Annotated in this window: 15 protein-coding genes; 13 read left to right on the top strand and 2 right to left on the bottom strand. The window is 69.1% G+C overall.

Features of this window, described 5'->3' with window-relative positions:
• Window positions 1-29: 29 nt before the first annotated feature.
• Both Q8Q88_RS07785 and Q8Q88_RS07790 read right to left on the bottom strand, forming a co-directional pair.
• Window positions 30-893: a THxN family PEP-CTERM protein gene (locus tag Q8Q88_RS07785; RefSeq protein WP_305674628.1), complete on the bottom strand. Its 864-nt coding sequence runs from the start codon at window positions 891-893 to the stop codon at window positions 30-32.
• A gap of 223 nt (window positions 894-1,116) precedes the next feature.
• Entirely contained in the window at window positions 1,117-1,557 is a 441-nt protein-coding gene (locus Q8Q88_RS07790; protein WP_305674629.1) for a PaaI family thioesterase, read from the bottom strand.
• Between the two features lie 121 nt (window positions 1,558-1,678).
• On the opposite strand from Q8Q88_RS07790, the gene Q8Q88_RS07795 reads away from it, so the two are divergent.
• The 13 genes from Q8Q88_RS07795 to ligA all read left to right on the top strand — a co-directional run bounded on the left by Q8Q88_RS07795 (window position 1,679) and on the right by ligA (window position 18,705).
• A complete protein-coding gene (locus tag Q8Q88_RS07795; protein ID WP_305674630.1) occupies window positions 1,679-3,052 on the top strand; it encodes a M20/M25/M40 family metallo-hydrolase in 1,374 nt (457 codons plus the stop codon).
• Window positions 3,049-4,041, top strand: a complete 993-nt coding sequence (locus Q8Q88_RS07800) for a D-alanine--D-alanine ligase (protein WP_305674631.1) — start codon at window positions 3,049-3,051, stop codon at window positions 4,039-4,041. The genes Q8Q88_RS07795 and Q8Q88_RS07800 overlap by 4 nt, the downstream gene beginning before the upstream one ends.
• Window positions 3,977-4,888: a cell division protein FtsQ/DivIB gene (locus tag Q8Q88_RS07805; RefSeq protein ID WP_305674632.1), complete on the top strand. Its 912-nt coding sequence runs from the start codon at window positions 3,977-3,979 to the stop codon at window positions 4,886-4,888. The genes Q8Q88_RS07800 and Q8Q88_RS07805 overlap by 65 nt, the downstream gene beginning before the upstream one ends.
• 138 nt (window positions 4,889-5,026) lie before the next feature.
• Window positions 5,027-6,238, top strand: coding sequence for a cell division protein FtsA (gene ftsA, locus Q8Q88_RS07810; RefSeq protein WP_371129830.1), 1,212 nt, complete (start codon window positions 5,027-5,029; stop codon window positions 6,236-6,238).
• Window positions 6,239-6,335: 97 nt separating this feature from the next.
• Complete coding sequence (locus tag Q8Q88_RS07815) at window positions 6,336-6,560, top strand: hypothetical protein (RefSeq protein WP_305674634.1); 225 nt, start codon at window positions 6,336-6,338, stop codon at window positions 6,558-6,560.
• A gap of 188 nt (window positions 6,561-6,748) precedes the next feature.
• Window positions 6,749-7,996: a L,D-transpeptidase family protein gene (locus Q8Q88_RS07820; RefSeq protein ID WP_305674675.1), complete on the top strand. Its 1,248-nt coding sequence runs from the start codon at window positions 6,749-6,751 to the stop codon at window positions 7,994-7,996.
• Between the two features lie 106 nt (window positions 7,997-8,102).
• A complete protein-coding gene (locus tag Q8Q88_RS07825) occupies window positions 8,103-9,581 on the top strand; it encodes an NAD(P)/FAD-dependent oxidoreductase (RefSeq protein ID WP_305674635.1) in 1,479 nt (492 codons plus the stop codon).
• A gap of 405 nt (window positions 9,582-9,986) precedes the next feature.
• Window positions 9,987-11,543, top strand: coding sequence for a cell division protein FtsZ (ftsZ, locus tag Q8Q88_RS07830; RefSeq protein WP_305674636.1), 1,557 nt, complete (start codon window positions 9,987-9,989; stop codon window positions 11,541-11,543).
• Window positions 11,544-11,790: 247 nt separating this feature from the next.
• Window positions 11,791-12,684: a UDP-3-O-acyl-N-acetylglucosamine deacetylase gene (gene lpxC, locus Q8Q88_RS07835; protein ID WP_305674637.1), complete on the top strand. Its 894-nt coding sequence runs from the start codon at window positions 11,791-11,793 to the stop codon at window positions 12,682-12,684.
• A 188-nt stretch (window positions 12,685-12,872) separates the two neighbouring features.
• On the top strand, window positions 12,873-13,172 hold the full coding sequence (locus Q8Q88_RS07840; protein ID WP_305674638.1) for a hypothetical protein: 300 nt from the start codon (window positions 12,873-12,875) through the stop codon (window positions 13,170-13,172).
• A 283-nt stretch (window positions 13,173-13,455) separates the two neighbouring features.
• Window positions 13,456-14,451 carry an outer membrane protein assembly factor BamD gene (locus Q8Q88_RS07845; RefSeq protein ID WP_371129829.1) on the top strand — a complete coding sequence of 332 codons (996 nt, stop codon included), beginning with the start codon at window positions 13,456-13,458 and terminating at the stop codon, window positions 14,449-14,451.
• 57 nt (window positions 14,452-14,508) lie between these two features.
• Window positions 14,509-16,206: a DNA repair protein RecN gene (recN, locus tag Q8Q88_RS07850; protein ID WP_305674639.1), complete on the top strand. Its 1,698-nt coding sequence runs from the start codon at window positions 14,509-14,511 to the stop codon at window positions 16,204-16,206.
• 159 nt (window positions 16,207-16,365) lie between these two features.
• Entirely contained in the window at window positions 16,366-18,705 is a 2,340-nt protein-coding gene (gene ligA / locus Q8Q88_RS07855; RefSeq protein WP_305674640.1) for an NAD-dependent DNA ligase LigA, read from the top strand.
• Window positions 18,706-18,722: the final 17 nt, after the last annotated feature.

Below are 18,722 nucleotides of genomic sequence, written 5' to 3' on the forward strand. Positions count from 1 at the left end.
GCGTTCAAGCGCCTCGAGGGTCGGCGCCCCTAGGCGAGGCCGGGCACCAGCCGGCGACGGTTGGCGCGGAGCATGGAGCCCACCCCGCCGAAGCCGACGATCATCATCGCCCAGGTCGAAGGCTCGGGAATGGCCGAGGTGATCATGTGGACTGTGCCCATGACGTAGGCCTTGTTGGGATAGGAGGTGTAGACCAGCTCCGTCTTTTTCTTCTTCCTTCCGTGGTGCCAGTAATAGCTGGTGACCTCCTCGACCTTGCCTTCCTTGGTCAGGAAGGTCTCGGTCAGGGCGCCGCCGGAGAAGAAGCCGGCGATCTCAAGGGTGTAGGTGTCCTTGCCGAACGTGAACATGTTCTGCAGCGAGTTGGACTCGACGCTCACCTGGTCGGCGCAGCCGTAGGTGTTGATGCCCGACCCCGGCGTTCCGCCGTACTTGCAGGCGCCGTTCGTGCCGTTGTTCGGCGTCTCGTCGTGGTGGAAGGTGAACTCGAAGGTCTGCGCCCCGACATCGTTGCCGTCGACCGAGACGTCAGTCGTGAACAGCAGCTTGATCGAGGTGAGCGACGTGCCGGTGATCGGCCAGTTGTTGTGCTGGAACTCGCCCAGCTGAAACGGGCCGTCGCTGCCACCGCTGACCAGGTCGTCGGTCACCACGCCGTTGCCTGTGAAGGTGTAGCTGCTTTGCTTGGTCCCGAGCGCCGGCGTCCCCCAGCTGGCCGTCGAGGTCGGCGAGCCGTTGGCGATGGTGATGCCCGAGCCTGGGGTCGGATCGCTCCAGGCGGCGCTGACATTGCTGAACACCACGACGCCGGCGGTGGCGGGCGAGACCGCGGCGGCCGAGGCGGCGAGGGTCGCGGCGACGGCAAGCGCACGGGAATTCGACTTGAAGTCCATAATGTTAGTCCCCCAAGCGCCGCCAGGCAGCGCAGTCTTAATGAGAACCTTAACCATTTCTTAATAGACATTCAAGGTTGTCGAATCGCCGAGATGCTCGTGGAGACATGCCGATGTTGGAGAACTCCAAGTCATCGACAGGTCTTCGCCTGAAGAACACCAGATAGGCGAAGAATTCGCCGGCTGGTTGTCAGGTGAGGCGTTCTGGTCGCTTGGCGCGCGACTAAAGCGCCTTCTCGCTGGGCACGAGCCGCACGCTGGCGGTGGCGCGGGCGATGAGCGCGCCGGCGCCGTCCATCAGGGTGGCCTCCACGAAGCCCACCGTCTTGCCCAGTTGCACCACCTGGCCCTCGCCGAACAGCGGGCCGGCGACGGCCGGCTTCAGGTAGGTCACGCTCATGCCGATCGTGGCGGTGTAGAGGGCTCCGTCTGTGTGGGCGAAGACCGCCGGGCCCATGGTGTCGTCGAGCATCGCGGCCAGGAAGCCGCCCTGGATGAAGCCCGCGGGGTTGAGGAACTCCGGCCGCCCCTCGAACCCCATGCGGATCCACCCGTCGGCGGGACGGGCGTCCAGCACATGCCAGCCCAGCAGCTTGGCGCAGGGCGGCAGAGGCAGGCGGTCGAGGGCGGTGGCGACGGGGGCGAGGGCGGTGGCGACGGTCATGGCGATCTCCGGTTCGGCCGAGACTCTGCGCCCCGCCTCCCGCCAGCGTGGTGTCAGCAACATTGATCCCGCGATCGGCGATGTCTTGACAGGACTCTGCGCGTGGCGCACCCGCCGGAGCATGCGTATTGCTCTCCTCGCGGCCGCCGCCGCCACCCTCGTTGCGACGCTCCCGGCCCAGGCCGCCGACCTCGCCGCCACCGCCGCCACCCTGCGCGAAAAAGCGCTCTCCGACCCCACGGCCTGGGAGGTGACGGAGTCGCTGACCACCGAGATCGGCGCCCGGCCGCAGGGCTCGCCCGCCATGGACCGCGCCCGCGACTGGGGCGTGGAGAAGCTGAAGAGCCTCGGCTTCACCAATGTCCATGTGGAGACCTTCGAGACCAGCTCCTGGCTGCGCGGCGCGGAGTCCGCCGAGATCGTCGCGCCCTATCCACAGAAGCTGCAGGTCCTGGGCCTGGGCCGATCGACGCCGACGCCTCCCGGCGGGATCGAGGCCGAGGTGGTGCTGTTCAAGGGCCTGGCCGAGCTGATGGCCCAGCCGCCCGGTTCGCTGAAGGGCAAGATCGCCGTGGTCACCCAGGTCATGCGGCGCACACAGGGGATCGAGGGCTACGCCTCGGGAGTCGGGCCGCGGGCCATCGGCGGCGTCGAGGCCGCCAAACGTGGGGCCGTCGCCTATCTGGTCCGGTCGGTCTCCACCGACGACACCCGCCTGCCGCACACCGGCGGCGCGGCGCACTCGGGCATCCCCATGGCCGCGCTCTCCACACCCGACGCCGAGCTGCTTGAGCACATGGTCGCGCGCGGCAAGCCTGTGCGCATCAAGCTGGCCATGGACTCCACCTTTCGCGCCAAGGCGCCGGCCTACAACGTGGTCGGTGAGATCATGGGCCGCGAGGCGCCGGAGGAAGTGGTGATCGTCGGCGGCCACCTGGACGCTTGGGATCCCGGCACCGGGGCGGTCGACGACGCCGCAGGCATCGCCATCACCACCGCCGCGGCGAAGCTGGCCGGAGCCGAGCGCCCGCGCCGCACGATCCGCGTGGTGATGTGGGGCGCCGAGGAGCAGGGCGGTTCCGGCGCCGCCTACGCCGCGGCCCACAGGGACGAGGCCGGCAAGATCGTGGTGGTTGGCGAGAGCGACCTGGGGGCCGGCGAAATCTTCAACGCCAAGCTGCCGAAGGGCAGTCTCGACCATCCGGCCATGAAGGCCTTCGCCGCGGCCGTGACGCCGCTGAAGGCCATCGTCTCCAGCGCCCCGGCGCGAGAGGGCGGGGCCGACACTGGGGGCCTGCGCGACCTGGGCGTGCCGGTGACCGAGTTCAATCAGGACGCCGGCCGCTATTTCGACCTGCACCATTCCGCCGACGACACCCTGGACAAGATCGATCCCAAGGAACTGGCCCAGAACGTCGCCGTCTGGGCCGCGTTCATCTACACCGTCGCCGACAGCGACATCGATTTCCGCAAGACCGCAGCCGAGGCCAAATGACCCTGCCGCTTTCCGGACGCCCCCTTTCTGGCCGACATGTGGCCCTGCTGATGGGCGGGCTGTCTTCCGAGCGGGAGGTCAGCCTGGTCTCCGGCCGCGAGTGCGGCGACGCCCTGGAGCGCCTGGGCGCCAAGGTCACCCGGGTCGACGCCGGCCGCGACTTGGCCCAGGTGCTGGCCAAGCTGAAGCCAGATGTCTGTTTCAACGCCCTGCATGGGGAGTGGGGCGAGGACGGTTGCGTCCAGGGTGTGCTGGAGACGCTCGGCCTGCGCTACACCCACTCCGGGGTGCTGGCCTCGGCCCTGGCCATGGACAAGGCCAAATCGAAGGCGGTGCTGGCCGCCGCCGGCGTGACCGTGCCGGGGGGCGGGCTGTTCAACCGCTTCGAAGCCGCCGCCGACCACGTCATGGCCCCGCCCTATGTGATCAAGCCTAATGCCGAGGGCTCCTCCGTCGGTGTGTTTATTGTCCCCGAGGGCGCCAATCGCCCGCCGCAGGAGATCGTCGCTCCGGGCTGGACCTTCGGCGAGGAGGTGATGATCGAGCCCTATGTCCGCGGCAAGGAGCTGGCGGTGGCCGTCATGGACGGCAAGGCGATCACGGTGACGGACATAGTGCCGCGGTCAGGCTTTTATGACTATGAAGCCAAGTACGGGGAGGGGGGGTCGGAGCACGTCGTTCCGGCGAAAATTCCCTTGCACGCCTTCGAAAAGGCGCTGGAGCTGTCGGAGCGGGCCCATGCAGCGCTTGGTTGCCGAGGGGTTACCCGATCCGACCTTCGTTATGACGACATTAACGACATTCTGGTCCTTCTGGAGGTCAACACACAGCCCGGCATGACGCCCACTTCGCTCGTCCCTGAGCAGGCGGCGTCGAAGGGCGTGGACTTTGACCGTCTAGTGCTTTGGATCACGGAGGATGCTTATGCCCGCGGCGATGCGGGGGGGATCGCGAGTTCAAGCGAAACCCCGGGCCAAAGCGCCCGCTAGCACCAAGGCTCGACCCCAGCCCAAGAAGCAGGGGGCGTACGCCCCTGGCAAACTTAAGGCCGCTCGCGGCGTCGGGCTGTCGCCCGCCTATGCGCTCGCCGCGGCGGCGGCCGTGCTGGCGCTGACCATGGGTGTGACCCTGGCCACGGGCGGCCGTGGCCTGGCCCTGCACATGGCGATGAACGAGGCGGTGGGCAGCGAGTTCGCCAGCCTGGGTTTCAAACTGAAGGCGGTCCACGTCCAGGGCGCCTCGCCGATGGCGACGGCTGACATCCTGAAGGCGGCGGGGGTCTACAAGGACCAGCCGGTCCTGGGCCTCAACCTGGAAGAGGTCCGCAAGCGGGTCGAGACCGTGGGCTGGGTGAAGGAGGCGCGGGTGGTGCGACTGCTGCCTGACACCCTGGTCCTGGCGGTGGTCGAACGCCGCCAGCTCGCCGTCTGGCAGAGCGGCGGCAAGAGCCGGGTGATCGACGAGACCGGCCGGGTGATCCCCGAGGCCGATCCGCGGGAGTTCCCGAACCTGCCGCTGATCGTCGGCGCCGGCGCCAATGAATTCGCCGCCCAGATCCTGCCGGAGGTCGCCGCCCGGCCCCGGCTGGCCGAGCGGCTGGAGGCCCTGGTGCGGGTCGACGGCCGCCGCTGGGACCTGAGGCTGAAGGACGGGTCGCTGGTGCAACTGCCGGCGGTCGACGAGGGTGCGGCCCTGATCCAGCTGGAGCAGCTCGATCAGCGCTCGCGAATCCTGGAACTGGGTTTCGAACGGATCGACCTGCGCGATCCGACGACTGTGGCGGTGCGGCCGCGCGATGGCGCCCTTCCCGGGCAGCTCGTCGCGAACGGCGCTTGATCGGATAGAGGGATTACGAGCTTGGCGACCCGTCTCGAGGACCGCAAGGACAGCCGCGAAGGCCTAAAGGCCGCGCTGAGCCGCCAGCCCGTGGTGGCGGCCGTGGACCTGGGCGCCTCGAAGGTCACCTGTTTCATCATGAAGCCCGAGGGCGTGCGCCGGGGCGACCGCACCCTGACCGCTGCCGGGGTCGGCTATGTGCAGTCGCGCGGCGTGCGCGGCGGGGCGATCGTCAATCTGGACGAGGCCTCCGACGCCATCGCCCAGGCCGTCGAGCGGGCCGAGAACGTCGCGGGCGTGCAGGTGCAGGGCGTCACCGTCGCCACCGCCGGCGGCCAGCTCACCAGCCACCGCATCGCCGGCCGTGTCTCCATCGGCGCCCGCCCGATCTCCGACGCCGACCTGGTGCGCGCCATCCAGCAGGCTCTGTCGCAGATCAAGATTCCCGGCCGCCGCGCGGCCCACATCCTGCCGGTCGCCTGGTCGGTGGACGGCCAGGCCGCGATCCGCGATCCCCGCGCCATGTTTGGCCGCGCGCTGGGCGTCGAACTGTTGGTCGTCTCGGTCAGCGAGGCTGTTTTCCAGACCCTGGGCGCCTGCGTCGAGCGGGCCCACCTGCAGTTCGAGGGCGTGGTCGCCGCCCCCTTCGCCTCGGCGCTGGCCGCCTTGGAAGAAGACGAGATGGACCTGGGCGCGGTGTGCATCGACATGGGCGGCGGCTCGACCTCCGCGGCGGTGTTCGCCGGCGGCAGCCTGATCCACGTCGAGACCCTGCCGGTGGGCGGCAGCCACGTCACCGCCGACATCGCCCGCGGCCTTTCCACCTCCATGGCCGGCGCCGAGCGGATCAAGACCCTGCACGGCTCGGCCATCGCCTCGGCCAACGAGGACCGCGAGATGATCGAGGCGCCGCCGCGCGGCGACGATCCGGGCGCCGGTCCGGTGATCGCACCCCGCTCGCTGCTGAAAGGCATCATCGCCCCGCGAGTCGAAGAAACCCTGGAACTGCTGCGCGACCGGCTGAAGGCGTCCGGCGCCCCGGTCGAGGCCGGCGCGGGCCTGGTCCTGACCGGCGGCGCCAGCCAGCTGGCCGGGGTGCGCGAAGTGGCCGTCCGGGTGTTCGACCGTCCAGTGCGACTGGGCCGGCCGCGCCGGGTGCCGCACCTGGCCGACGCCGCCTCGGGCCCGGCCTTCTGCGCCGCCGCCGGCGTCCTGCAGCGCGCCGCCTTCGGGCCCCGCGAGGCGGTCTCGGCCAAGGCTCTGGCCTCGGCCAAGCTGCGCCGCGAGCCGCTGGAGCCGGGCGCCAACCCGGTGGCCAAGGCCGCCGCCTGGCTGCGCGAGAACCTGTAGGCGCCCATCACCGAACTTTGCGGATCGATGGAACGGTCACGGGGGCGTGATGGTTGGCAGTCGACTCCGACTGAGCGGGGTCGATGGAGACCGTCAGATGAACATCAAGATCGTCCTTGCGGGCGCCGCCTCGGCCCTGCTTCTGGGTTCCTTCGCAGTCGCCCAGACCACCGCGCCGAGTGACCAGACCGCTCCGGCCGCCACCACGCAGCCGGACTCGACCAACGCGGCGACGGGTCAGTCGGCCGCCAGCGCTGACCAGTACAGCTCCGACACCGCCGCCCAGGCCGGCGATACCTCCATGGCCGGGGAACGGGGCTGACGAAACCGGATTCGGGACGGGGCGAGGCGCTTCGCAGCCTCGCCTTCGGCCTGGTCCTGGCGCTCACCCTGACGATCGGGGCGGCGCCGATCCCGCGTGATGCTGCAGGCCTCGCGGCTCCGGCCGCGGGGCCTGTCGTCGCGAGCGTCCGCGCCGCGGCCGAACGCCTGCCCCCGGCCGAGGCCGAACTGGCCGCCTTCTATGAGAAGCGCGGCGGACGCCCCCTGTGGATCGACGGCTACGCCCTGCGGCCGCAGGCGCGCGAAGTCCTTCGTCTCGTCGCATCGGCGGACGGCGACAATCTCAGACCCGAAGATTATGGCGCGACCGCCCTGGCGGAGGTCATCTCCGCCGCGCGGTCGGCCGATCGGTCCAGCCTCGCCCAGGCCGAGCTCGCGCTTTCGCGGGCCTATGCGCGCTACCTCGTGGACCTCAAACGCCCGATGCCCGGGACGGAGATGATCTTTACCGATCCCGGCCTCGCGCCGCGGCTTCCGACGATATCGAGCGCGCTGACCGAGCTGTCGCTCGCCCGCTCGCCCGAGGCGCATCTGGCCGCCGCGACCCGGATGAACCCGATCTACCAAGCCTATCGCACGGCGCTCGCCGAGCATCGGGCGGGCAGGGGAGATGCTTCGCAGGCCGACGAGCGCCTGATCCGCGCCAACCTCGAACGGGCGCGCGCCCTGCCGCCCGACCTGGGCGAGCGCTTTGTCCTGGTGGACGCCGCCGCCGCCCGCCTCTGGCTCTACGAAGACGGACAGGTGGCGGATTCGATGCCCGTGGCGGTGGGCAAGGCCAGCCAGCCGACGCCGGTCATGGCCGGACGGATTCGCTACGCCGTCTTCAATCCCTACTGGAACATGCCCCAGGACCTGGTGCGGGAAAACGTCGCCAACCGCGTCCTGAGCGAGGGACCCGGCCACCTGGCCGCCTCCGACCTCGAACTGTTAAACGACTGGTCGCCCGCCGCGCGCCGCCTCGATCCGCTCGAGGTGGATTGGGCCGCCGTCGCCGCCGGCCGACAGCCGCTGCGCGTGCGCCAGCGACCCGGTCCGGCGAACATGATGGGCAGCGTCAAGCTGATGCTGCCCAACCAGCTCGGCATCTATCTGCACGACACGCCGTATCGCGGGGTCTTCGCCGCAGCGCGCCGCGCGGTCAGCGCCGGCTGCGTGCGCCTGGAGGACGCGCCGCGTCTCGTCGCGCGGCTCCTGGACGGGGCCGAACGCCCGCGGTCCGATGCGCCAGAGCAGCGCGTCGACCTGCCCCGGCCGGTCCCGGTCTACATCACCTATTTCACCCTTGGCCTCGAGCGTGGCCGCCTGGCGCCGCGCCCCGATCCGTATCGCCGCGATCCGGCTCTGCTGGCGCGTCTCGATTTGCGGACCGGATTGGCGTCCCGGCCCGCCGAAATGGCGCGCCTGGCCCGCTAGCCTGACCGCGCCCATCGACCCGAGCCGCGGTCCGACCTCGGCGCTAAAACGCTTGTCTTGGCGCCGCGCTTGGGTAAGTGATCGACGTTCAGGACGCGAGGAACTCATGGCGGACCAGCATTTCGAGGTGGTGATCGTGGGCGCCGGGCTCTCGGGCATCGGCGCGGGCTACCACCTGCAGGCCAATTGTCCCGGGCGCACCTACGCCATCCTGGAAGGCCGCGAGGCCATCGGCGGCACCTGGGACCTGTTCCGCTATCCGGGCATCCGGTCGGACAGCGACATGTACACCCTGGGCTACGCCTTCAAGCCGTGGACGGAGGCCAAGGCCATCGCCGACGGCCCGTCGATCCTGCGCTACGTGCGCGACACGGCCCGGGACAACGGCATCGACCGGCACATCCGCTTCGGCCATCACGTGAAGCGGGCGTCCTGGTCCAGCGAGACATCGACCTGGACGGTCGAGGCCGTGCGGGGCGGAGAGCCGGTCAGCTACACCTGCAACTTCCTGTTCCTCTGCGGCGGCTATTACAATTACGAGCACGGCTACACGCCGGACTTCCCGGGGGCTGAGAGCTTCAAGGGCGCTGTCGTCCATCCGCAGAAGTGGCCGGAGGATCTCGACTATGCCGGCAAGCGCGTGGTGGTGATCGGCTCGGGCGCCACGGCTGTGACCCTGGTGCCCGAATTGTCCAGGACCGCGGCCCATGTGGTCATGCTGCAGCGCTCGCCCACCTATGTCGTCTCGCGGCCGGCCGAGGACAAACTGGCCAACGACCTGCGCAAGTGGCTGCCCGCCAAGTTGGCCTACGCCCTGGTCCGTTGGCGCAACGTGCTGTTCGGCATGTACTTCTACCAGATGGCTCGCAAGAAGCCGGCCCAGGTGAAGGCTGGCATCATCGACATGGTGCGCCAGCAGCTCGGCCCCGACTACGACGTCGATAAACACTTCACGCCCAGCTACAATCCCTGGGACCAGCGCCTGTGCCTGGTGCCCGACGCCGACCTGTTCGAGGCGATCAAGGCCGGATCGGCGTCGGTCGTCACCGACCATATCGAAACCTTCACCGAGACTGGCATCAAGCTGAAGTCGGGAGAAGAACTGGCGGCGGACGTGATCGTCACCGCCACCGGCCTGGAGCTGAAGGCGCTGAACGGCCTGGAGCTCAGCGTCGACGGCCATCGCGTCGATCCGGCCAAGGCCATGAGCTACAAGGGAATGATGTACCGCGACGTGCCGAACCTGGCCTCGTCCTTCGGCTACACCAACGCCTCCTGGACCCTGAAGTGCGACCTGACCTGCGAGTATGTCTGCCGGCTGCTCAACCACATGACAAAGACCGGCACGTCGCAGTGCACGCCGCGCAACACCGACCCGACGGTCGGCGAGGTCCCGTGGCTGGACTTCTCGTCGGGCTACGTTCAGCGGGCCATGGAGAAGTTCCCCAAGCAGGGCTCCAAGGCGCCATGGAAGCTGCACCAGAACTACGCGCTGGACCTGATGAACCTGAAGTACGCCACCGTGGCCGACGGGGTCATGGAGTTCGCCAGGCCGACCTCCGTTCCGGTGCGCGAGGCCGCCTAGGCCCGGCTGTATGTGCTGTGGGCGCCGCTGTGCGTTCCTGGGGATAATCTTGGGGACTTGAGGTGAACGGGCGGCGAGTCGCAAGTCGACCGCGCCGGAGTGCAAGGTGGCGCGCCGCAACCCAAAGCTTGGCCGTTGGCTTTAAAATCCTGTTCGTTGAGCGTGTTAGCTCAAGACCTGAGCGCCTGAGTCATCGGGTCGCAGTTTCGGCGACGTGGTTAACGCGTAAGCCTTATGCAGCAAGAAATTTGTTATCCACACGGGTCGACGCGCGTCCGACTCGCCTTATGCAGTTAACCGCCAATTAACGATGGTGGGCGTTTCCTTAACGCCATCCGTCGCGGGAACCAGGCGGGCGGGTCGCCAGGCGTTCCCTAGACCACGGTACGGAGACACAGGGTCCCAATGGCTATTGCACTTTCTGCGCCGCGCGCGACCGAGTTGAAGCCGCGTATCGTCGTGTTCGGCGTCGGCGGCGCCGGTGGCAACGCCGTCAACAACATGATCGAGGCGGGACTGGAGGGCGTCGAATTCGTCGTCGCCAATACTGACGCCCAGCAGCTTTCCTTCTCCAAGACCGACCGGCGCATCCAACTCGGCGTGCAGGTGACCCAGGGCCTCGGCGCCGGGGCCCACCCCGAGGTCGGCATGAGCGCGGCCGAGGAGTCGATCCCGGAGATCGGCGAGCACCTCGACGGCGCCCACATGATCTTCATCACCGCGGGCATGGGCGGCGGCACCGGCACCGGGGCTGCTCCTATCATCGCCAAGTGCGCCCGTGAGCGCGGCATCCTGACGGTGGGCGTGGTCACCAAGCCCTTCCACTTCGAAGGCCGCCACCGCATGCGCCTGGCCGACGCCGGCATCGGCGAGCTGCAGCGCTATGTCGACACCCTGATCGTCATTCCGAACCAGAACCTGTTCCGGGTCGCCAACGAGCGGACCACCTTCGCTGAGGCCTTCGGCATGGCCGACCAGGTCCTGCACTCGGGCGTGCGCTCCATCACCGACCTGATGGTGCTGCCCGGCCTGATCAATCTCGACTTCGCCGACGTCCGCACGGTCATGACCGAGATGGGCAAGGCGATGATGGGCACCGGGGAGGCGACCGGCGACGATCGCGCCCTGATGGCCGCCCAGAACGCCATCGCCAACCCGCTGCTGGACGAGGTCTCCTTGAAGGGCGCCAAGGCCGTGCTGGTCAATGTGACCGGCGGGCTGGACATGACCCTGCTGGAAGTCGACGAGGCGGCCAACGCCATCTCTGAGCAGGTCGACCCGGAAGCCAACATCATCTTCGGCGCGGCCTTCGATCCGTCGCTGGACGGCATGATCCGCGTCTCGGTGGTCGCCACCGGCATGGACGGCGCCTCGATCGCCGCCATCGAGCCCAAGGTTGAGCGCCGGCCGCTGACCGCCCCGCCGCTGCGCGCCGAAACCCAGCGCGCGCCGGCTCCGACGCCCGAGCCGGTGATGCGCGCGCCGACGCCCACGCCCAGCTATGCGGCCTATGTCCCGCCGGCGCCGGTTTCGCGGCCGGAGGTGATCACCGCCTACGCCCCGACACCGGCTCCGACCCCCGAGCCCGTCAAGGCCGCCTTCGAGGACGAGGAGGAGCAGGGCGACCTCTACGCCGCCGCCCCGGCCCCGGCTCCCGCCGCTCCCGAGCCGCAGATCGTGCGTCCCATGACCAGGATCGTCGACCCGGCGGTCGAGGAGATGGAAGAAGAACCGCTGTTCGGCGAAGCCGCCTTCGAGGATCGCCGGCCGCAACGTTCGGGATTCCTCAGCCTGTTCGGCAGCCGCCCCCGCTACGACGCCCCTGCGCCCGCACCGCAGGCCGCCCGCCCGGCGGCCAGCCGCGGCGGCGCCCTGCCAGCCGAGCAGCCGGTCCAGGAAGCCCAGACCGAGAGCCAGGAAGATTTGGAGATCCCGTCCTTCCTGCGCCGCCTGGCCAACTGACCTAGGACGACAATTCGAACCTGCGCATGGCCGGGCTTGTCCCGGCTATGTCGCGTTTTGGAGGGGTGCTCGCGCTCCGGGGCGAGCGGCGCTTTCGCCTTGAATCCTAAGGGATTCTTAACCGTCCCAAATCGAAACATAGCGAAACAGGAAGTGTTTTGCCGCGCTGCAGCATCCGGCCTATTCCGCTGCTGGGGCGTTATGCGGCCACCCCCGGGGTCGCGCGTCCGTTGAGAAGGCGAAGAGCTTGCCCGCATCGGTGTTCCAGCAGACCCTGCAAGGCCCCGCGATCTTCGCCGGAGTCGGTGTCCACACCGGCGCCTACACCCGTGTCTCGGTTCGGCCGGCGCCGGTCAATTCGGGGATCGTCTTCGTGCGCACCGACGTGCTGGACCGCGACAACCGCGTGCCGGTGTCGGGCGAGGCCGTGACCAAGACCCAGCTGGGCACCGTGATCGAGAACGCCGCCGGGGTGAGCGTCGCCACGATCGAGCACCTGATGGCCGCCCTGGTCATGCTGAACATCGATAACGCCACCGTCGAGCTCGACGGCCCCGAGATGCCGATCATGGACGGCTCGTCCCTGCCGTTCGTGCAGGTCCTCGATCGCGCCGGCCGCCGGGGCCAGGACGCCCCGCGCCGCTATATCGAGATCCTCGACGTCATCGAATATGTGGACGGCGACAAGCGCGCGACGCTCAGCCCATCCGACCGGTTCGAGGTTGCTTTCGAGATCGCCTTTTCCTCGGCCGCCATCGGCCGCCAGCGCGTCGACCTGGCGATGGACGAGCAGGCCTTCCGCCGCGAACTGGCCGACTGCCGCACCTTCGGCTTCCTGCACGAGGTCGAGTACCTGCGCAGCATCGGCCTGGCGCGCGGCGGATCCATGGAGAACGCCGTCGTCATCGACGGCGACCGCATCCTCAATCCGGAAGGCCTGCGTCGCCCGGACGAATTCGTGCGCCACAAGGCGCTGGACGCCATCGGCGACCTCTATGTCCTGGGCGCCCCGATCCTGGGCCGCTTCGAGGGCGTCCTGGCCGGCCACGGCGTCAACAACATGCTGGTCCGCGCCCTGATGGCCAATCCCCAGGCCTGGCGCCACCGCACGCTGGTGCAGGACCTGGCCGAAGCGGTCTGAGCGATTTCTTCAAGCTTTAGTTTGCCAATCGTGGAGTTCGCGGTCACGATGTTCTCGTAATGTTCTATGCGAGGACGCATGACGCGACACACTTTTGAGACCTCGGATCAGAATCCAGGCGGCGGCAGGTCAGCTTGGGCGCGACGTCAGCCCGCCGATGGTTCGTTCGATGTGGCGGGACCGGCTGGATGGATGGCGCGCCGGGCGATGCAGGTGCAAAGCCGTTCGGCCGGGCAAGATTCGTGTCCGGTGAAGGCGGGGCGGCGATTCCAAGGTGGATGCTGCTCTCGCCGCTTGCCCTTAGTTTCCTGATCCATCAGCGATTGCTCTGGGCGTGGGGATGGTGTGGCGATCAGGCCACCGAAGCCTGTAGATCGCGGATAGACCTGCTGGACTGGGGCGGCGCGGGCTTTCCGCATACGGCATCGTTTCCGATCCTGATGTTGACTGAAAGCCCTCTGGTCGCCTTCATCGTGCTGCTGGCGTAAGACCTTTGCCTCGTGGGCCTCGCCGTTCGTCTATTGCCGCACCGGGTGTCGGCCGTGCTCTCCGCCATGGTTATCGTCGGCTGGATTGGGCTCTCGGTCGCCGCAGTCTACTCGACGCCCTACGCGATGGGCTGGGCGTTGGAGGCGAGGCGGTAGGACGAGCCGCTCTCCGCCGCATTTGCGCCCCGCATTGCATGCTGTAGAAGCGGGGACTCGCGGCGCGGGGGCGCGCGTTGGTCTCTTTGAGGTGCAGGTGTCCTTGCTTCGACATTCCCGGGCTCGCATGGCGTTCGTCGCCGGTTTCGCCGTCCTCGCCCTGGCCGGATGCGCCGGCAAGGAAAAGAAGCCCCGCCTCGCCTATGAGGAGCGGCCCGTCGAACTGCTCTACGCCACCGGCGCCGACCGGCTGGACCGGGGCCTGTGGAACCAGGCGGTGCAGTATTTCGGCGAGGTGGAGCGCCAGCACCCCTATTCGGAATGGTCGCGGCGGGCGATCCTGATGACCGCCTACGCCCACTACCAGGGCAACAACTACGCCGAGGCGATCGGCGACGCCGATCGGTTCATCTCGCTCTATCCGGGCAACCCGGCCGCCGCCTATGCGCACTATCTGAAGGCCATCTGCTATTTCGAGCAGATCGTCGATGTGGGTCGCGACCAGGCCGCCACCGGTCAGGCGCTGAACAACCTGCAGGAAATCGTCCAGCGGTTCCCGCGCACCGAATACGCCGCCGACGCCCGCCTGAAGATCGACATGGTCAACGACCAGCTGGCCGGCAAGGAAATGACCGTCGGCCGCTACTATCTGCGCCAGGGCGACACCCTGGCCGCCATCGGCCGCTTCAAGACCGTCATCGACCGCTACCAGACCACCAGTCACGCGCCCGAGGCGCTGTACCGTCTGGTGGAGGCCTATCTGACCCTGGGCCTGGCCGAGGAGGCCAAACGCAACGGCGCCGTGCTGGGCCACAACTATCCCGGCGATCCCTGGTACCGCGACGCCTACAAGCTGCTCACCGACAAGGGCCTGCGCCCGGCGACGGAGCCCACCGGCGATCGCCGGGGGATCATGTCGCGCCTGCCGTTCGTCAAGGACAAGAAGGCCACGGTGAAGCCGCCGGCCGCCGAGGGACCTGCGATGCCGACCGCGGCGGCGGCCATGGCGCCCGCCGCCGAGGCCGCGCCCGAAGCGGCCCCCGCCGAGGCGCCGAAGGCCGCCCCGCCCAAGCGCAAGGGCCTGCTTTCGCGCATCCCGTTCCTGGGCGACCGGGACAAATAGAACCTAAAGCGAACGCGCGGGCTTCCGGCCCGTGCGATTCCAGGCGATCTTGCGAACATGCTGATCGGACTGTGGATCCGCGACGTGGTGCTGATCGAGGCCTTGGACCTGTCCATCGGCCCGGGCCTCACGGCGCTCACCGGCGAGACCGGGGCGGGGAAGTCGATCATCCTCGACGCCCTGGGCCTGGCCGTGGGCGTCCGGGCCGAGGCGGGGCTGGTGCGCCAGGGCGCGGCCCAGGCGGCGGTCTCGGCCGTGTTCGCGCCCTCGCCCGACCATCCCATCTGGGACGTACTTGAGGAGAAGGGGCTCTCCTACGCCCGCGACGAGGACCTGATCCTGCGACGCACCCTCTCGGTCGACGGCCGCAGCCGCGCCTTCGTCAACGACCAGGCCACCAGCGCCACCGTGCTGCGCGAGCTGGGCGATCTACTGCTGGAGGTCCACGGCCAGCACGAGACCGTGGGCCTGCTGGACGCGCGCACCCACCGCCCGCTGCTGGACGCCTATGGCGCCCTGGCTGGGCTGGGCGGAACGGTTTCGGTGCGATGGAGCGACTGGCGCGCCGCTCGAGCCCGCGCCGACGAGTTGCGCGAGATCGTCGGGCGAGCCGCCGCCGAGAGCGAGGAACTAACCCTTAGGCTCTCCGAACTGGACCGCCTCGATCCCCAACCCGGCGAAGAGACGGTGTTGGCCGAGGAGCGGGCCATACTGGGCGCTTCCGAAAAGGCGCTATCCGACATTTCCGATGCTCGCGAAGCCTTCAACGGCCTCTCAAGCAAGCTCGCCCAGGCCGTCCGAGCCGTCGAGCACGCCCGCACCCGCGCCATCGCCGCGGGGGCCGCGGAGGAGGGGGCGGCCGTCACCCGCCTGGCCGCCGCCAGCGCCGCCATCGACCGGGTGTTCGGCGAGGCCCAGGAGGCCGAGGCCGCGGTCGACGCCGCGGCCGGCGCCTTCGACTTCCGTCCCGACCAGCTGGAGAAGACCGAGGAGCGGCTGTTCGAGCTGCGCGGCATGGCCCGCAAGCTCAGTGTCAGCGTCGAGGAACTGCCCATCCTGCGGGTGCGGTTCGCCGAGCGACTGCGGGCCATGGAATCCTCCGAGGACGACCTCAAGGCCGCCGAGGCCGCGGTGGCTGCCGCCCGCGCCAGCTATCTGGACGCCGCGGGGAAACTCACCGAGGCCCGCCGCGCGGCCGGCGAGCGCCTGGCCGCCGCGGTCATGGGCGAACTGGCGCCGTTGAAGCTGGACAAGGCCCGCTTCCGGGTCGCTGTCGAGCCCCTGGCGGAAGACCGCGCGGGTCCGGGCGGCCAGGACCGCGTCGCCTTCGAGATCGCCACCAATCCCGGCGCGCCGTTCGGCGACCTGGGCGCCATCGCCTCGGGCGGGGAACTGGCCCGTTTCGCCCTGGCGCTGAAGGCCTCCCTGGCCGGCCGGGCCGAAGGTCCCCAGCCGCTAATGATCTTCGACGAGGTGGACCAGGGCGTGGGCGGGGCCGTGGCCGACGCCGTGGGCCTGCGCCTGAAGCGCCTGGCCACCGCCGCCCAGGTGCTGGTGGTCACCCATTCGCCGCAGGTCGCCGCCCGGGCCGAGGCCCATTGGCGGATCTCCAAGGCCGGCGACGGCGAGCGACTGCGCACGGCGGTGGAGACCCTGTCGGCCGCCGAGCGCGAGGAAGAGATCGCCCGCATGCTGGCGGGCGCCCAGATCACCGACGCGGCCAGAGCCGCCGCCAGGGCCTTGATGCATGCCTGAGATCGACTGGTTTCAAGATGCTCCCCCTCTGGGGGAGCTGTCAGCGAAGCTGACTGAGGGGGACTTTGACTCGCTTTCGCGCGCTTCAACCCCCTCCGGCGCTCCGCTTCGCTCCGAGCCACCTCCCCCAAATCGCGCTGCGCGCTGGGGGAGGATCTGATGGCGGACAGGCTTGCGGTTGAACTCTCCGAGGCCGAGGCGGCCGAGGAGATGACCCGGCTCGCCGACGAACTGGCCGAGCACGACCTGCGCTACCACCGCGACGACGCGCCGACGATCAGCGACGCCGACTATGATGCGATGAAGCGCCGCAATCTCGAGCTCGAGGCGGCCTTTCCGCAGCTGGTCCGCGAGAACTCGCCCTCGCTGCGCGTGGGGGCGGCGCGCAACGAGCAGTTCTCCCCGGTCGAGCACGGCGTGCCGATGCTCAGCCTCGAGAACGCCTTCTCCAACGAGGATGCCGTCGAGTTCGACGCCCGGATCCGGCGGTTCCTGCGGCTCTCGGCGGGCGAGCCGGTGGCCTATACCGCCGAGCCGAAGATCGACGGGCTGTCGGCCTCTATGCGCTACGAGAAGGGCGTGCTGGTCCAGGGCGCCACGCGCGGCGACGGTCGGGTGGGCGAGGACGTCACCGAGAACCTTCGCACCCTGTCGGAAATCCCCAAGCGCCTGTCAGGCTCCGGCTGGCCCGACGTCATTGAGGTCCGCGGCGAGGTCTATCTGGGCCACGAGGAGTTCGCCCGGCTCAACGCCGCCAACGAGGCGGCCGGCCAGAAGACCTACGCCAATCCCCGCAACGCCGCGGCGGGATCGCTGCGCCAGATCGACCCGAAGATCACCGCCACTCGCCCGCTGCGGTTCTTCGCCTATGCCTGGGGCTTTCACAGCGGCCCCTTCGCCAAGAGCCAGTGGGAGGCGCTCGCCCTGCTGAAGGCCTGGGGCTTCCAGACCACGCCCGAGAGCCAGTGCGTCACCGACGCCAAGGGCCTGCTGGCCGCCTATGCCGACATGGAGGCCGCCCGGCCCAAGCTCGGCTACGACATCGACGGGGTGGTCTACAAGGTCGATCGCCTGGACTGGCAGCAGCGGCTGGGCTTCATCACCCGCACTCCCCGCTGGGCCATCGCGCGCAAGTTCCCGGCCGAGCAGGCCCGCACCATCCTGGAGGCCATCGACATCCAGGTGGGGCGCACGGGAGCGATCACGCCCGTCGCGCGGCTGCATCCGGTGACGGTGGGCGGGGTGGTGGTGGTCAACGCCACCCTGCACAACGCCGACGAGATCGCGCGCAAGGACCTGCGGGTCGGCGACACCGTGATCCTGCAGCGGGCCGGCGACGTGATCCCGCAGATCGTCAGCGTCGTGCTGGACGAGCCGCGCGGACCCGAGCCCTACGAATTCCCGACCCACTGCCCGTGCCCGCTACACACGCCGCTGGCGCGGGAAACCACGGCCTTGGGGGCCGAGACCGTCGTGCGCCGTTGCACTGGCGAGTTCGCCTGTCCGTTCCAGCGGATCGAGCACCTGCGCCATTTCGTGTCCCGCCGGGCCTTCGACATCGAGGGTCTGGGGGAGAAGCAGCTCACCGCCTTCTACGAGCGCGGTTGGATCCGTTCGCCGGCCGACATCTTCAAGCTGGCCCGTGACGAGGCCAAGCTGGAGGAGCTGCGCGCCACCGATGGCTACGGCGAGACCTCGGTGCGCAACCTCGTTGCGGGGATCGAGGCCAAGCGGGCCATCCCGTTGGACCGGTTCATCTTCGGCCTGGGAATCCGCCATATCGGCGAGAGCACGTCCATCGCGCTTGCGCGCCACTTCGAGACCGTGGAGCGGTTCATCGAGGCTGCAGAGGCGGCATCCCAACAGAAGGCGGGTCCGAACTACGTCGCGCTGGCGGAATTGGATGGACTTGGGCCGACAGCGGTCAATGCCGTGCTGGAGTTCGGGGGCTCGAGTCAGCCCTTGGTCCCGGACGATGTTTCGCTAGACAAGCGACTTCAACTCGCAGTCCCGAAGCTAAACTCAAGGGCTCGAGCCGCCTTGGTGGGGCGCTTCGGTGACTGGGCGGCAATTACCAAGATCGCGCATCTCGCCGCCCTCGAAGCTCCGGGCGAGGACTTCCGCGAGATCGCCTCCGTGGACGCCGTGGGCCCGGTGGCCGCCCGGATGATCGCCGACTTCTTCGCCGAGGAACACAATCGCGGTCTGGTCCAGAGCCTCTGGGACGAGCTCGAGGTCATCCCCGCCGAACGGCCCAAGACCGACACCGCCGTGGCCGGAAAGACCATCGTCTTCACCGGCGCCCTGGAGAAGATGACCCGCGACGAAGCCAAGGCCCAGGCCGAGGCCCTGGGCGCCAAGGTCTCCGGCTCGGTGTCGAAGAAGACCGACCTGGTGGTGGCGGGCCCCGGCGCGGGTTCGAAATTGAAGACCGCCACGGACCTCGGCATCCAGGTGATGTCCGAGGACGAGTGGTTGGCCCTGGTGGGAGGCGGCTAGGCCGGCGCACCATGGTC

The organism is Phenylobacterium sp., from assembly GCF_030697925.1.
In the GTDB taxonomy this organism is placed as follows: Bacteria; Pseudomonadota; Alphaproteobacteria; order Caulobacterales; family Caulobacteraceae; genus Phenylobacterium.

Bases quoted from the DNA above. Each gene is read 5' to 3' on its own strand.
- Q8Q88_RS07825 (WP_305674635.1), top strand. From the start codon at position 8,103: ATGGCGGACCAGCATTTCGAGGTGGTGATCGTGGGCGCCGGGCTCTCG.
- Q8Q88_RS07795 (WP_305674630.1), top strand. From the start codon at position 1,679: ATGCGTATTGCTCTCCTCGCGGCCGCCGCCGCCACCCTCGTTGCGACG.
- ftsZ (WP_305674636.1), top strand. From the start codon at position 9,987: ATGGCTATTGCACTTTCTGCGCCGCGCGCGACCGAGTTGAAGCCGCGT.
- Q8Q88_RS07805 (WP_305674632.1), top strand. From the start codon at position 3,977: ATGCCCGCGGCGATGCGGGGGGGATCGCGAGTTCAAGCGAAACCCCGG.
- Q8Q88_RS07790 (WP_305674629.1), bottom strand. From the start codon at position 1,557: ATGACCGTCGCCACCGCCCTCGCCCCCGTCGCCACCGCCCTCGACCGC.
- ligA (WP_305674640.1), top strand. From the start codon at position 16,366: ATGGCGGACAGGCTTGCGGTTGAACTCTCCGAGGCCGAGGCGGCCGAG.
- recN (WP_305674639.1), top strand. From the start codon at position 14,509: ATGCTGATCGGACTGTGGATCCGCGACGTGGTGCTGATCGAGGCCTTG.
- Q8Q88_RS07800 (WP_305674631.1), top strand. From the start codon at position 3,049: ATGACCCTGCCGCTTTCCGGACGCCCCCTTTCTGGCCGACATGTGGCC.
- Q8Q88_RS07815 (WP_305674634.1), top strand. From the start codon at position 6,336: ATGAACATCAAGATCGTCCTTGCGGGCGCCGCCTCGGCCCTGCTTCTG.
- Q8Q88_RS07845 (WP_371129829.1), top strand. From the start codon at position 13,456: ATGGCGTTCGTCGCCGGTTTCGCCGTCCTCGCCCTGGCCGGATGCGCC.
- ftsA (WP_371129830.1), top strand. From the start codon at position 5,027: ATGAAGCCCGAGGGCGTGCGCCGGGGCGACCGCACCCTGACCGCTGCC.
- Q8Q88_RS07785 (WP_305674628.1), bottom strand. From the start codon at position 893: ATGGACTTCAAGTCGAATTCCCGTGCGCTTGCCGTCGCCGCGACCCTC.
- Q8Q88_RS07840 (WP_305674638.1), top strand. From the start codon at position 12,873: ATGGATGGCGCGCCGGGCGATGCAGGTGCAAAGCCGTTCGGCCGGGCA.